The sequence below is a fragment of the Stenotrophomonas sp. YJH_SMC_20 genome (assembly GCF_059367845.1).
In genome coordinates this window covers 1-14,517 of the sequence record NZ_JCAFRG010000011.1, presented here as the reverse complement: position 1 = coordinate 14,517, position 14,517 = coordinate 1, and the positions used below count along the sequence as shown (strand labels likewise).

General features: G+C 60.6%; 14 protein-coding genes. All 14 read left to right on the top strand.

Annotated elements, in window-relative coordinates:
- The first annotated feature begins 16 nt into the window (after window positions 1-16).
- Entirely contained in the window at window positions 17-1,696 is a 1,680-nt protein-coding gene (locus AC5P6A_RS16930) for a type IV secretory system conjugative DNA transfer family protein (RefSeq protein ID WP_019660297.1), read from the top strand.
- A gap of 424 nt (window positions 1,697-2,120) precedes the next feature.
- Window positions 2,121-2,567 carry a hypothetical protein gene (locus tag AC5P6A_RS16925; protein ID WP_021202791.1) on the top strand — a complete coding sequence of 149 codons (447 nt, stop codon included), beginning with the start codon at window positions 2,121-2,123 and terminating at the stop codon, window positions 2,565-2,567.
- An 89-nt stretch (window positions 2,568-2,656) separates the two neighbouring features.
- Window positions 2,657-3,712: a VirB8 family type IV secretion system protein gene (locus AC5P6A_RS16920; protein WP_019660295.1), complete on the top strand. Its 1,056-nt coding sequence runs from the start codon at window positions 2,657-2,659 to the stop codon at window positions 3,710-3,712.
- Window positions 3,709-4,488: a TrbG/VirB9 family P-type conjugative transfer protein gene (locus AC5P6A_RS16915; RefSeq protein WP_019660294.1), complete on the top strand. Its 780-nt coding sequence runs from the start codon at window positions 3,709-3,711 to the stop codon at window positions 4,486-4,488. The genes AC5P6A_RS16920 and AC5P6A_RS16915 overlap by 4 nt, the downstream gene beginning before the upstream one ends.
- A complete protein-coding gene (locus AC5P6A_RS16910; protein ID WP_019660293.1) occupies window positions 4,485-5,756 on the top strand; it encodes a TrbI/VirB10 family protein in 1,272 nt (423 codons plus the stop codon). Before AC5P6A_RS16915 ends, AC5P6A_RS16910 begins: the two co-directional genes overlap by 4 nt.
- Window positions 5,757-5,770: 14 nt before the next feature.
- Window positions 5,771-6,814, top strand: a complete 1,044-nt coding sequence (virB11, locus tag AC5P6A_RS16905) for a P-type DNA transfer ATPase VirB11 (protein ID WP_019660292.1) — start codon at window positions 5,771-5,773, stop codon at window positions 6,812-6,814.
- Window positions 6,815-6,817: 3 nt separating this feature from the next.
- On the top strand, window positions 6,818-7,801 hold the full coding sequence (locus AC5P6A_RS16900) for a lytic transglycosylase domain-containing protein (protein WP_171952776.1): 984 nt from the start codon (window positions 6,818-6,820) through the stop codon (window positions 7,799-7,801).
- 73 nt (window positions 7,802-7,874) lie between these two features.
- Window positions 7,875-8,285: a TrbC/VirB2 family protein gene (locus tag AC5P6A_RS16895; protein ID WP_058981388.1), complete on the top strand. Its 411-nt coding sequence runs from the start codon at window positions 7,875-7,877 to the stop codon at window positions 8,283-8,285.
- The gene (locus AC5P6A_RS16890) at window positions 8,278-8,586 is read left to right on the top strand and encodes a VirB3 family type IV secretion system protein (protein ID WP_019660289.1); all 309 of its coding nucleotides are present in this window, start codon (window positions 8,278-8,280) and stop codon (window positions 8,584-8,586) included. Before AC5P6A_RS16895 ends, AC5P6A_RS16890 begins: the two co-directional genes overlap by 8 nt.
- Before the next feature lie 81 nt (window positions 8,587-8,667).
- On the top strand, window positions 8,668-11,106 hold the full coding sequence (locus tag AC5P6A_RS16885) for a VirB4 family type IV secretion/conjugal transfer ATPase (protein ID WP_180877818.1): 2,439 nt from the start codon (window positions 8,668-8,670) through the stop codon (window positions 11,104-11,106).
- A 59-nt stretch (window positions 11,107-11,165) separates the two neighbouring features.
- On the top strand, window positions 11,166-11,963 hold the full coding sequence (locus AC5P6A_RS16880) for a hypothetical protein (RefSeq protein WP_154330839.1): 798 nt from the start codon (window positions 11,166-11,168) through the stop codon (window positions 11,961-11,963).
- Window positions 11,964-12,042: 79 nt separating this feature from the next.
- Window positions 12,043-13,185: a type IV secretion system protein gene (locus tag AC5P6A_RS16875; protein WP_171952773.1), complete on the top strand. Its 1,143-nt coding sequence runs from the start codon at window positions 12,043-12,045 to the stop codon at window positions 13,183-13,185.
- Between the two features lie 45 nt (window positions 13,186-13,230).
- Entirely contained in the window at window positions 13,231-13,773 is a 543-nt protein-coding gene (locus AC5P6A_RS16870) for a DUF4189 domain-containing protein (protein ID WP_310760807.1), read from the top strand.
- A 96-nt stretch (window positions 13,774-13,869) separates the two neighbouring features.
- Window positions 13,870-14,517 (top strand): TrbL/VirB6 family protein (locus AC5P6A_RS16865; protein WP_332329109.1); only part of this gene is annotated, 648 nt, incomplete at its 3' end.

The following is a 14,517-nucleotide window of genomic DNA, read 5'->3' as shown; positions in this document are numbered from 1 at the left end:
ATCATGGAGGATTCGGGTGTTGCCCAGTAAGAAGTATCTGCTCATCGCCATCATCACGCTGGCGACCCTGCTGCTTGGTTTCGTGTTTTCCGGCTACCTGACGCTGCTGTTCCTGGGCCTGGATACCAAGCTGTTCACCTGGAACACCTACTACCAGTACTTCAACGCGCTGGACCAGCCACAGGTCGCGCCCTTCGTTGGCAAGATCCGATGGGCCGGCTACGTGGGCTTCGGCCTGCCGCTGCTGGTATTGGTGGTGACCGGCCTGGTGCTGCTGCTGAAGAAGGACAAGCGCTCGCTGCACGGCGATGCACGCTTTGCCACCGGCGCCGACCTGGCCAGGCATGGCATGTTCAAGAAGACTGGCCAGAGCATCGTGGTCGGCAGCCATGGTGGCAAGCTGGTGCGCCTGGATGGCCAGCAGTTCGTCATCCTGGCCGCGCCCACCCGCTCGGGCAAAGGCGTGGGCGTGGTCATCCCGAACCTGCTGGAGTACGGCGAATCGCTGGTGGTGCTGGACATCAAGCAGGAAAACTTCGACCTGACCAGCGGCTGGCGCGCCAGCCAGGGTCAGGAAATCTACCTGTTCAATCCTTTCGCCGAGGACCGGCGCACGCATCGCTGGAATCCGCTCAGCTACGTCTCCGACGATCCGGCGTTCCGCGTCTCGGACCTGATGAGCATCGCTGCGATGCTGTATCCGGATGGGGCCGAGGACCAGAAGTTCTGGGTCAGCCAGGCGCGCAACGCGTTCATGGCCTTCACCCTGTACCTGTTCGAGAACTGGGACGACGAGCGCAGCAGCGGTTTCCCGGGGGGCGCCGGCACGCCCACGCTCGGCGCGGTGTACCGGTTGTCCTCCGGCGACGGGACCGACCTGAAGAAGTACCTCAAGACCCTGTCGGAGCGGCCGTTCCTCAGTGCCAACGCACGTTCGGCCTTCGCCAACATGCTGTCGCAGGCGGACGAGACCTTCGCCTCGATCCTGGGCACCTTCAAGGAGCCGCTGAACCCCTGGATCAACCCGGTGCTGGACAAGGCCACCAGCAGCAACGATTTCCTGCTGACCGACGTCCGCAAGAAGAAGATGACCATCTACATCGGCATCCAGCCGAACAAGCTGGCCGAGAGCCGGCTGATCATCAACCTGTTCTTCAGCCAGCTGATCAACCTCAATACCAAGGAACTGCCCAGGTCCAACCCGGACCTGAAGTACCAGTGCCTGCTGCTGATGGACGAATTCACCTCGATCGGCAAAGTCGAGATCATCGCCTCGGCGGTGTCCTACATGGCTGGCTACAACATCCGCCTGCTGCCGATCATCCAGAGCATGGCCCAGCTCGATGCCACATACGGCCGCGAAGTCTCGCGCACGATCATCACCAACCATGCCCTGCAGATCCTGTACGCGCCGCGTGAGCAGCAGGATGCCAACGACTATTCGGACATGCTGGGCTACACCACGGTGCGCAAGAAGAACGTCACGCATGCCAGAGAGAAGACCCACAACTTCACCGAAGAGCGGCGTGCACTGATGCTGCCGCAGGAGCTGAAGGCGATGGGGCCCGACAAGGAAGTGTTCCTCTACGAAGGCATACCGCATCCGGTGAAATGCGACAAGATCCGCTATTACAAGGATCGCTATTTCACGTCCAGACTGCTGCCGAAGGTCGATGTTCCGATGCTTAACGTCTAATTCACGACGCTAAATTTGTGACTTGGATTCATATTCACTGAAGTGAAAACGTGAGGTAAGTCAAGAATTCGGCATCTGTTCATAGATTTTCAGACTTGTCTGACATGGAATTGACGCGTGGTTGTGCGACCCTATGTCTGTCGTCCAGAAATGTGTGCTGGATGTCAAAGATGTGGCAGTAGGGTGGCCAGGAGTTTGTGCCATGGAAACAAGGATGGTTTCGACGTTGGTGATGTATGCGGGTGGGTTGTCGGCTATGTCCGGCGGCCCCGCAACTTGGTTGGCAGCCGTTGGCTGCAGGGGAGCCGGAGTGGGTGTGCCGCACGCAGCGCATCCCTCTGATTCCGGCGTGCGCGATGCAGCGCCGGACGACCAGGGGACCAATGCTCGGGACTGCTTTTTCGTACGTCAAAGTGAAGCCCGTATGAATCAGGCGTTTATCGCGAAAATGTCCATCGCCGCAGTGGCGGCGTTGATGGTGGCCGGTTGCGCCACCAAGTCCGCTCCCGATTTCGGAGGCCGCTGGAAGCCGGTCAACCGCTTTGCTGCGACAACGACCGAAATTCCGCTGTACTCCAGCTACGTCTACCAGGCCTCGCCGATGGATGGCACGCTCAAAGCCATGCTCGAGCGCTGGGCCAAGGATTCCGGGCGCACGCTGGACTACCGCCTCAGCTCGGATTTCACCCTGTATGGCGCGGTCTCGAAGATCGATACGACCAACGCGCAGCAGGCCGTGATCGATCTGACATCGGCCTATTCGGCGCAGGGTATCTCGGTCTCCATCGTTGGCAACCAGATCGTTGTGCAGAGCGCTGGCTCGACGCCGACCGCGTCGGCGCAGGGCGCTGATTCCAACAGCGGCACCTGAGTCCACCTCGAAATCATCGAACGTGCCGCTCCCCGCGCCTGTCGCAGGGGTGCCACGCCCATTGATGTTTCAGCAGTACGGAAGAATCCATGTTCCGCAAGAAGGATCCCGGCAATAGCCCCAAGGTCGAGCAGTCGGTCGCCAAGGCGGTCAGCTACGAGATCACCGTGGCCGACATGGCACGCCGCAGCGAGCGGCGTGCATGGTGGGTCGCCACAGGCTCATTGCTGATGTCGCTCGCACTGGCGGGCGGCTACTACTACATGCTGCCGCTGAAGGAAAAGGTGCCGTTCCTGGTGATGGCCGATGCCTACACGGGTACGGCGACCGTCGCGCGGTTGAGTGGCACCTTCCAGGGCGAGACGATCACCACCAACGAAGCGATCAATCGCAGCAACGTCGCCCAGTACGTGCTCGCGCGCGAATCGTATGACTCGGCGGTGATGGGCCTGCGTGACTGGGAACTGGTGTTCGTGATGTCCACCGATCCGGTGGCGCAGTCCATGCGTGTCCGCTATGCCGGCAACAATCCGCAGAATCCGTTCGTGATGTACGGTCGCGAGCGCGCCATCCGGGTCAAGATCCTCAGCATCACGCCATTGGGTGCCGAGCCGAACGGCAGCTTCCGCGGCGCTTCGGTGCGCATCCAGCGCAGCCTGCTGGACAAGCGCACCGGCGTCTCTACCTACCTGGACAACCAACTGGTGACGATGCGCTTCGAGTACAACCAGAACCTGGCGTTGTCCGAACAGGATCGCATCCTCAATCCGCTGGCCTTCCAGGTCACCGAGTACCGCGTCGACAACGACTATTCGCGTGGCGTGCCGGTGCCGGATGACGGTGCCATGCAGGCGCAGGCGCAGCAGGCCGCACAGGCGGCGCAGCAGGCACAGGGTGTCTACGATCCCAACAATCCGGCCGCAGCCACCATGATCGACCCGGCCACCGGCCAGCCGGTCGCGGTGCCAGCCAACGGCCAGGTACCGGGCCAGGCAATGCCGGGACAGCCTGTACAGGGCCAACCGATGCCGGGTCAGCCGGTGCAGGGGCAAGCAATGCCGGGACAGGCCATGCCCGGACAGCCGGCCATGAGGCCGGCGCAGAACAATTCCACCGGAACTGCTGATGGAGCAAGCAACCGATGAGTAGTCGAAATATCAGGGGAAGCGCGCTGGCGCTGCTGTCGATGTTGTCGTTGCTGTTCCCGGCAGCGGCGATGGCGCAGGCGGTTGACCACTACGAGTACGAGAAGGACCGCATCTATCCGGTTCGCACCGGCCTGGGCCTGACCACCCAGATCGAGTTGAGCCCGAACGAGAAGATCCTCGACTACAGCACCGGCTTCAGCAGCGGCTGGGAACTGACCCGTCGCGAGAACGTGTTCTACCTCAAGCCGAAGAACGTCGACGTCGACACCAACATGATGGTGCGCACCGAGACCCATTCCTACATCTTCGAACTGAAGGTGGTGGCCACCGACTGGCGCCAGCTGGAGCAGGCCCGTCGTGCAGGCGTGCAGTACAAGATCGCCTTCGTCTATCCCAACGACACCGTGTTCGGTGTCGCCCAGGAAGCGGTCGAGGAAGAGGCCAAACCGCTGTTGAGCTCGGAACTGGCCAAGGACCGCCAGTACAACTTCAACTACTCCTATTCGACCAGCAAGGCGAAGAAGATGGGGTGGCTGATCCCGGTCAACGCCTATGACGATGGCCGTTTCACCTATCTGAAACTGCCGAACTCGCCGGAGTACAAGACCGGCATCTTCCCGGCCGTGTTTGGTCGCGAAACGGAATACGGTGAAGACTTCGTGGTCAACACCACGGTTGAAGGCAATACGCTGATCGTGCACGGGACCTACCCGTACCTGGTCATCCGCCACGGCGACTTCGTCGTCGGCCTGCGAAGGAACGTGAAGAAATGAGCCAGCAGAACACTCCCGGAAACGACCCGAACAATGGACGCGACGAGAGCCAGAGCCCGTACGGCGCACAGGGTGCCGCGGACGCGCCGTCGAATCCCTACTTCGGCACGGCCCAGGCCGAGCCGGCGCCGGATCTGGACGCGGCCGCGCCGCAGCTGCGCTCGGCCGAAGAGCAGCGGCTGAACCGGAAGGCGCTGCTGTTCCTCGGTGGCATCGTGTTGCTGTTGGTGGCCATGGGCTTCCTGCTGTTCCGCAAGGGCCAGGATGACAAGGACGCTGCACAGAAGGTGCCGGAAGTCGCGCGTGTGTCCACGCCGACGCTGCCGGACGCTGTGCAGACGGATCCGGTTCCGTCTCAGGCGATGCAGCCCGTTGACCCGATTCCGATGCTGCCGCCGCCGCCGTCCGGGCCTACTCGCGCAGAACCGGCCTTCAGCATGAGCGAGCGCGAAGCCCCGCGGGGTCCGACGCTCGCCGAGCGCCGGATGGGAGCGTCGGGGAACGGCTTCGTTGGTGCTGGCGACAGCGCGGGCGGTGATGGGCAGGGGGGCCAGGAAGACGAGCTGACCCGTACCCTTCGCCTCCAGGCCCAGATGATGGGTGGACAGCAGAATGCAGCGCCGGCCCGGGTTCGTCGCGGCCCCGATGTTGATGACGTGTCCAATGCCAGCTACATCCGCAGTCCCGATGCGCTGCTGGTGCGGGGTACCTACCTGCGTTGCGTGCTGGAAACCCGCATCATCACCGATATCGCGGGCTACACTTCGTGCCTGCTGACCGAACCGGTGTACTCGATCAACGGCCGCAATCTTCTGCTGCCGAAGGGCTCCAAGATCTATGGCGCCTATGGCGGCGGTCCCACCGGCAAGCGGGTGGAAGTGATCTGGGATCGCATCACTACGCCGAATGGTATCGACGTGGCCATGTCCAGTCCGGGCGTGGATCAGCTGGGCGGCGCCGGGCATCCGGGCCAGTACAGCGCGCACTGGGGCAGCCGTATCGCCTCGGCGCTGATGATCAGTCTGCTGGCGGATGCGTTCAAGTACGCCGCTGCAGAGCATGGCCCGGAAACCACTACCGTGGCGAATAACGGCATGACCATCCAGTCGCCCTATGAGAGCGCCACCGCACGCACCATGGAGCGCTTGGCCAATGAATCGCTGAGCCAGCGTCGTCCGCCGACCGTCACCATCAACCAGGGCACGATCGTGAACGTCTACGTTGCAAAGGACGTTGACTTCACCAACGTGCTGAACCCCCGCCGGTAACCCAACGAACGATCATGGACGCCGAAGTGTCCCCCCTCGCCCTCGTCTCCAGCGATTTCCTGCGCTATCAGTATGAAGTGCTGGGCATCGCCGAGTACATGACCTCTCCGGAAGTGACGGAAATCTGCATCAACCGTCCCGGCGAGCTGTACCTGGAAACCCGGGCGGGGTGGCAGCGGGTGGAGGTGCCGAGCCTGACGTTCGAGCGGGCCCGGCAGTTCTGCACGGCAGTGGTGAACGAGAGCAACACCGGCCAGCGCATCACCGATGCCGATCCGGTCGTGTCGCTCACGTTCCCCACCGGCCAGCGTGCACAGTTCGTGATTCCGCCCGCGTGTGACGCTGGCAAGGTGTCGATCACCATCCGTTTGCCTTCCAAGCACACCAAGTCGCTCACGCAGTATCACGAAGACGGCTTCTTCAACCAGATTCTGGAAAGCGATGGCAGCATCAGCGAGCAGGATCGCGAGCTGCTGGAGCTGCGTCATTCGCGCGAATACGCCGAGTTCTTCCGGCGTGCGGTGATGTACCGCAAGAACATCGTGGTATCCGGCGCGACCGGCAGCGGCAAGACCACCTTCATGAAGGCGCTGGTCAACCATATCCCGGACAACGAGCGCCTGGTCACCATCGAGGATGCACGCGAGCTGTTCCTGACCCAGCCCAACGTGGTGCACCTGTTGTATTCCAAGGGCGGGCAGAGCACCAGCAATGTGACGGCCAAGAGCTGCATGGAAGCCTGCCTGCGCATGAAGCCCGAACGCATCATCCTGGCCGAGCTGCGCGGTGACGAAGCGTTCTACTTCATCCGCAACTGCGCGTCCGGCCACCCGGGGTCGATCACCAGCTGCCACGCCGGCAGTCCGGAACAGACCTGGGACCAGCTGGCACTGATGGTGAAGGCTTCAGCCGAAGGTTCGGGCCTGGAGTTCAATGTGATCAAGCGGCTGTTGATGATGACCATCGACATCGTCGTGCATATCAAGGCGCATGCCGGCTCGCGCTACATCACCGGCATCGACTTCAATCCTGGGCGTGCCCAGGGGCAGGAGGGCTGACCAATGCTGCCAGGACTGGAAATGATGGCGTGCCCGGAAATGGCCGTCTCGATGGACGTGATGCAGCACGTCATCAACGTGGAGTCGTCGCGCAACCCGTATGCCATCGGCGTGGTCGGCGGTGCACTGGTACGTCAGCCCAAGGCGTTGGATGAAGCGCTGGCGACGGTGCGCATGCTGGAAGAGAAGGGCTACAACTTCTCGATCGGGTTGGCCCAGGTCAATCGCTACAACCTGGGCAAATACGGGCTGGATTCCTACGAGAAGGCATTCCAGCAGTGCCCGAACCTGCAGGCCGGTTCGCGCATTCTCGCCGAGTGCTACAAGCGCTCCGGTGGTGACTGGGGCAAGTCGTTCAGCTGTTACTACTCGGGCAATTTCGAGACCGGCTTCCGTCACGGCTACGTGCAGAAGATCTACGACTCGATCCGCCGCGGCCAGCAGGTCGCCAGCAATGGTGTCGCACCGATCGACGTGGTCAGTCGCGGTGAGCGCCGTGCAGTGAAGGTCGAGCATCATCCGCAGCTCGCTTCGCCGGCGCAGGCGCGCATCGTTGCACAGTCCAATGGCCCGGTGTACGTGCCGTCGGAAGATCCCGCACGCGCCTATGTCGTATACCCGTCCCCCGGTGCGATGGCGCGGGGCAGTCTGCTGAATCTCGCCGACCAGGCGCTGTCCAAGGTGGTGCTGGGTTCGGTGGACAGGATGATGCAGCCCCAGGCGCAGCCCAACCAAGAGGCCACCTATCCCCAGCAACAGGCCGGTGGCATGCCGCAGCAGCTGCCCAAACAGCGTGCTGCGCAGGCGATGGCCATGCCGCAGCAGTTGCCGGGCGCTGCCGGTGCCACCAATGAGGGGCCCGTGATGCTGCGGCCCTGGAGCGAGCGGAACCAGCCTGTGGCGGGTGCCGACAATTCGTACAACGCGCCGGTGCAGACCGCACCGGTGCAGCAGATTCCCGCAGGGGATGCGGCCTTCGTGTTCTGACGAAGTCGTGGTGCGGCCAGTCCCCCGGCTGGCCGATTCAGTTGTGTTAGTCCATCAACAAGGAAATCAATCCATGAAGCGATCCAATCTCGACCTCGTCCAGGCCCAGCGCACGCTGAAGACCCTGCTGATGGCCACGGTTTTCGTCGGCGCCATGTTCGCCCCGCAGGTCTTCGCCAACGGTGCCGTCGACTTCGGCGGCACCGACAAGAAGGTGTGCGGCTTCTTCAACAACATCAACGGCCTGCTGAACATCGCCTCGATCGCCGTGGTCACCATCGCGGTGATCTTCGCCGGTTATCAGATCGCGTTCGCGCACAAGCGCATCGCTGACGTTGCACCGATTCTGATCGGCGGCGTGCTGATCGGCGCTGCGGGCCAGATCGCGCGCATGCTGCTGGGTGATGGTAGCGACGGCAAGTGTGGTGGTGGCACCAGCACCTCCTACCTGATCAACCATGTGATCCAGTACTACAGTGCATAAGAACGTCGTGTTCCGCGGCTGCACGCGCCCAGCAATGTTCCTGGGCGTGCCCTACCTGCCATTTTTCATGGTGGCAGGTGGCTTGCTGCTGCTCAGCATGTACACGAACTTCTGGTTCCTGCTCACCATTCCGGTGGCGGTCTTCATCATGCGGCAGATGGCCAAGCGTGACGAAATGATCTTCCGCCTGTTGGGCCTGCGCCTGATGTTCAAGCTGAAAGTCCGCAACGTGCAGGAACACGATGGCATGTGGGTGTTCAACCCCAACCATTACCGCGACAAGCCGGCCCGAATGGATTGAGGTCCGGATCCGGCCTGGCGGGCGTCCGCGCCCGTCGGGTCTGTTGAAACTTTTTGGCAGTACCTCTTTGGAAGCAGTCGTATGTTCAGCCCTGACACCTCCATCAGCGAGTTCATTCCATTGTCGTCGCACGTCGCCCCGAACGTGGTCAAGACCACGGGCGGCGATTACCTGCTGACCTGGCATCTGGAAGGGCTGCCGTTCGTCGGCCGTGAGGAGTGGGAGCTTGAGCATCGCCACAACACGTTCAACCGCCTGCTGCAGACGCTGCGTGCACCCGACTTCGTGAACGTGGCGTTCTGGGTGCATGACATCCGTCGTCGCCGGACCCTGAAGGGCAGGAGCAACTACAAGCAGCGCTTCAACCAGGATGTGTCCGATCAGTACATGGGCATGTTGTCCTCACAGCGCATCATGCAGAACGAGCTGTACCTGACCATGATCTACCGCCCCGTGGTGGCGGGCAAGCGCTTCGTCGAGAAGTCGGCGAACGTGGACAAGCTGCGCGCCGAGCAGGAGCAGGCAGTAGAAAAGTTGATGGAGCTGGCCGGCAACGTCGAGGCCGTCATCCGCGACTATGCGCCGTACCGCCTGGGAATGTACGAGGCAAAGAACGGCGTGGTGTTCTCTGAAACGCTGGAGCTGTTCGGCTATCTGATCAATCGCATCGACGAGCCGGTGCCGGTGCTGTCGGCACCGATCAAGGACTACCTGCCGGTGAGCCGGCACATGTTTTCGGCCAAGACCGGTGACTTCGTCATCAACACCCCCAACGGTGCCAACCACTTCGGCGCCATCCTGAACATCAAGGAATATGCTGAGGGAACGTACCCGGGCATCCTCAACGGCCTGAAGTACCTGGACTACGAGTACGTCATCACCCATTCGTTCAGCCCGATGGGGCGCCAGGACGCGCTCAAGGTGCTCGACCGCACCAAGGGCATGATGATCTCCTCCGGTGACAAGGCAGTCAGCCAGATTGTCGAGCTGGACCAGGCGATGGACCAGCTGTCGTCGGGCAATTTCGTGCTGGGCGAATACCACTTCATCATGGCAGTCTACGGCGACAGCCAAGCCAAGCTGTCGCAGAACGTGGCCACGACGCGCGCCGAGCTGTCCAATGCCGGTTTCGTGTCGACCAAGGAAGACCTGGCGGTTACCTCGTCCTTCTATTCGCAGCTGCCGGCCAACTGGCGCTACCGCACCCGCCTGGCCAATGTCAGCTCGCTGAACTTCCTGGGCCTGTCGCCACTGCACAACTTCGCGACCGGCAAGCAGCACAACAATCCGTGGGGCGACTGCGTCACCACGCTGCAGACCACCAACGGCCAGCCGTACTACTTCAATTTCCACGCGACCCATCCGTCAGAGAACTCGTTGGGCGAGAAGGCGATCGCCAACACCATGGTGATTGGTAAGTCCGGTACCGGTAAGACCGCACTGATCAACTTCCTGCTCAGCCAGGTGCAGAAGTATGAGCCGTCACCGACCATCTTCTTCTTCGACAAGGATCGGGGTGCGGAGATCTTCGTGCGCGCCTGCGGTGGTAACTATCTGGCCTTGGAGAACGGCGCGCCGACCGGGTTCAACCCGTTCCAGTGCGAGAACAATGAAGCCAACGTGCAGTTCCTGGCCGACTTGATCAAGGTGCTGGCCGGTAAGCGTGAGTACAGTGCGCGCGAGGAGGAGGACATCTACCGCGCAGTGGAAAGCATGCTCGATACGCCCATGCACCTGCGCAGCATGACCAACTTCCAGAAGAGCCTGCCCAACATGGGCGACGATGGGCTCTATGCGCGCATGCGCCGCTGGACCTCGGGCAACTCGCTGGGCTGGGTGTTCGACAATCCGGTCGACACCGTTGACCTGAGCAAGGCCAACATCATCGGCTTCGACTACACCGATATCATCGACAATCCCGAAGTGCGCGTGCCGGTCATCAATTACCTGCTGCACCGCCTGGAGTCGCTGATCGATGGTCGTCCGCTGATCTACGTGATGGACGAATTCTGGAAGATCCTGGACGGCGAGGGTGGCCTGAAGGAATTCGCGAAGAACAAGCAGAAGACCATCCGTAAGCAGAACGGTCTGGGCATATTCGCAACGCAGAGCCCGGAAGATGCGCTGAAGAGCGACATCTCGGCTGCACTGATCGAACAGACCGCCACGCTGATCCTGCTGCCGAACCCGAATGCCAGCAAGAGCGATTACATGGACGGCCTGAAGCTGACCGAGGCCGAGTTCAGGGTAGTTACCGCCCTGGACGAGCGCTCACGCTGCTTCCTGGTCAAGCAGGGCCATGCGTCCAGCGTCTGCCAGCTCAACCTGCGTGGCATGGACGACATCCTCTCGGTGATCTCGGCCTCGACCGACAATATCGATGTCATGCATCGGGTGTTGCAGACGGCTGCAATCCGCAATCGGATCACCGTGGACGAGCTCACGCCGGAACAGTGGTTGGAAGATTTCTACAAGAACCGGAAGGGTTCGGGGAAGGAACCCCGTTCCGACGCTGCCTGATGGCAGCGCAAGCAGGAGACAGGCAAGTGGATGTCAATCTGAACAACAGGAGTTTTGCCATGAACAACGTCAAGCGTCGGGCCAGCGCCCGCAAGGTACTCAAGCCGGTGGCCAAGGTGCTGGGTGTTGCCTTGGCGCTGTCTGCCACCAACGCTGGGGCATTTGGTCCGGTGCAGGAAACCGGTCCAGCGCTGATGCAGCACATCTGGAACCAGTTCAATACCCTGCAGTCCAAGGTGCAGGAGAAGACCCAGTTCGTCAGAGAAAATACACAGTGGCTTCAGGACTGGAACCAGACCATCAAGGAGTATGGCGAGATGCTGGTTCAGGTGCAGGGTATCGTCAACAACTTCGGTCTTCCTTCCGCTGCACAGCTGACGCCCGTTTCGCCCAAGTACCTGGTCGCTGAAACCTGTGGCACCGGCGCAGATTTGAAGGACATGCTGCCCAACATCATTTTCAATTCAAAGGGCGACTGGAAGAGCCAGCAGACGCAGATCTGCGTGAACATCCGCATGATGCAGAATCGCAAATACAACGATGCGGTTTACTTCATGCAGACGACCGGGCCTGCGTTCCTGAAGAGCATGGATGACATCGCGCAGTTGCGTTTTGGTAGCAATCGGCTCGGTGACATGAACGCAGTGGCGAACGACTCGATGCGTACTGCGAACGAAATGAACGCAACGATCAAGAACTTTGAAGCCCGGATCAAGGCATACGACGCCTACATCGATGTGATGGAGGCCAATCAGAAGGTCGTGGCCCAGTCTGCGCTCAAGGGCGATCCAACCAAGACCGTCATCAGTGACCTGGTCAAGACAGCAGCGCTGAAGACGGCGTTGTCCATCGACTGATGCGTGGAATGAAGCACCTGAGGTTCGAGTCCCTACGGGGCGCCTCAAGCGATAGCGGTATCACCAAGGGAATGTGGGTATGACGATCAGGTCGATTGCCAACTTTGATTTTTCGGGCGGATTCCAGGATTTGATGGGGCACGTGGCGCGCGTCCAGTCGGTCGGCGACTTCGTTTTCTTCAAGCTCATACTGGATTATCTGCGGGAGCGAATCGGCAAGTTCGGCTTCGACGTCATGGACAACATGATGGCGTGGGTGGGCGGAATGGCGCTGACCCTCATGACCTTGTGGGTCCTCATTCAGGGCTATCGTATCGTCACCGGACGTAGCCGCGATTCGATGATGATCTTGGTGACCAACATGGCGCGCGCCGCACTGATCGTGGCTGTAGCGACAAGCATGGGCATGTTTGGCCGGGATCTTCATGAATTCCTGACCGAGGACGTGAAGGGTCTCATCACCCATGTCGTTACCGGGAAGGATCAGAAGCCCGAGGAGCAGATCGACAAGAGCTTGGCCTGGATGCAGGTTGCGCTGTCCAGTGTGGATGGAATCAAGATCCTGAATGACCCGGGGCTGCAGGAAGACAAGACACGAGCCATGTGGTTCATCGGCTTGGGTACGGGCGGCCCGGCGGTGACTGCTGGCTCGATGCTGTTGCTCTATGAGGTCGCGATGGCGTTGTTCATCGGTTTCGGCCCACTGTTCATCCTCTGTCTGTTGTTCGATCAGACCAAACAATTGTTCCAGCGATGGCTCTTCTACGGAATCGGGACCATGTTCTCGATGGCGGTGCTGTCGGCAATGGTGTCCATTGCATTGGATATGGTGATCCGTGTGTCTTCCTCGTTCTGGGCGACGGCGCTGGTGAACAGGTTCCTGCTTGACGGAGCTTCCAGCGACGGTATGACCAGTCAGGCGATGCAGCAGGGCGGCATGGGCCTGATTCTGACGACCTTGATTCTGACTGCTCCCCCAATGGCGGCCATGTTCTTCCAGGGTACCTTGGGTAGCTTCATGGCATATTCGCAGATAGGTGGCAGCCCGGTGGCGCAGGCGCCGGGCCCGAATGGGCAGCCGCCGGGTAGTTACAAGCCTACTGATCCCACGAGTACCGAGAGGCGCGCAGAGAGCAGTCAGTTGACGATGCCGAAGGTGGCGCCAAGTCATGATGCGCCGAGCCATACTCCCGGAGCGCTTGGAAATGCGCCCACTCGTTAACTGAAAGCGGAAGCGTTTCCGCAGAAATTGGAGAGTCGTCATATCATGCGCATGTATCCGTTCATTGTGTTGGCATCGTTTGGTGTTCTTGGCGCCTTTCTTCCAAATCTTGGTCGTGCAGAGGGCGGAAGTTGCCCTCCGGGCTTCTACCCAATTGGGGGGCAGGGCGCGAGCGGCTGCGCTCCAATTCCTGGTGGCGCTGCTGGATCAGGTGACCAGATACCCTTGCCGCCTCGGCCCACAGGCGAATGGATCAGCACTTGGGGAGCGATAGCGACCTCTCTTGCTACTTCCGAGGTGGGAATGGTCTCAGATATGCGATCTGCAGAGCTTGCTGCTTCTGAAGCCATGCGGCGGTGCGCTGGTGGTGGAGCACGGGATTGCAAGGTTACGGTATCCTACTCAAACCAATGCGTGGCATGGTTAGTTCCATCTGCTGATTTACCTGGAGCCCAATCTGCGGTTGGCCGTGCTCCAAAAAAGAGGATTGCGATTGCAGAAGCGCAGAGAAAGTGCGTGGATCCGAGTGGCAAAAAGTGCACCGTTTTTTACGCTGATTGCTCCGAGCCAGTTTTTCGAAAATTTTGAAAGTTGAGTTGACCCAATTGAAGTCTGTTCAACGGCGCCACATTCGTGATCAGGCTCAATGCATGTGCGTTGGCTGGATGCTTATCTCAAAACGCCATGTGGGTCGGATCGGTCGGGGACTTCGTGTTCTTCCGGTCGATCCTGTCGTATCCGCGCAAGAGGATTGACGAGTTCGGCATCGAATTGCTCGGCAAACTGATGGCGTGGGTCGATAGCATCACCCTGATACTGATGACCCTGTGGGTGCTGATCCAGGGATTCCGCATCGTCACGGGTCGCAGTCGCGATTCGATGATGATTCTGGTGACGAACATGGCTCGTGCGGCACTGATCGTCAGTGTCGCAACCAGCATGGCGATGTTCGGTGGCAGCCTGAAAAACTTCCTGATCAAGGACGTCAAGAACGAGATCACCTATGTGCTGACCGGCAAGAATGACTCGCCGGAGGATCAGATCGACACCAGCCTAGCCTGGATGCAGGCGGGCCTGTCGGACATTGACGCGATCAAGGTGCTCGATGACGGCAACCTGCGCGACGACAAGAATCGTGCCTCGCGGGCGGTTGGCCTGGGGACCGGCGGCCCGGCGGTCACCGCTGGTGCGATGTTGCTGCTCTACGAGGTCGCGCTGGCGCTGTTCATCGGCCTGGGTCCCTTGTTCATTCTGTGTCTGCTGTTCGACCAGACCAAGCAGCTGTTCCAGCGATGGCTGTTCTACGGCATCGGCACGATGTTCTCGATGGCG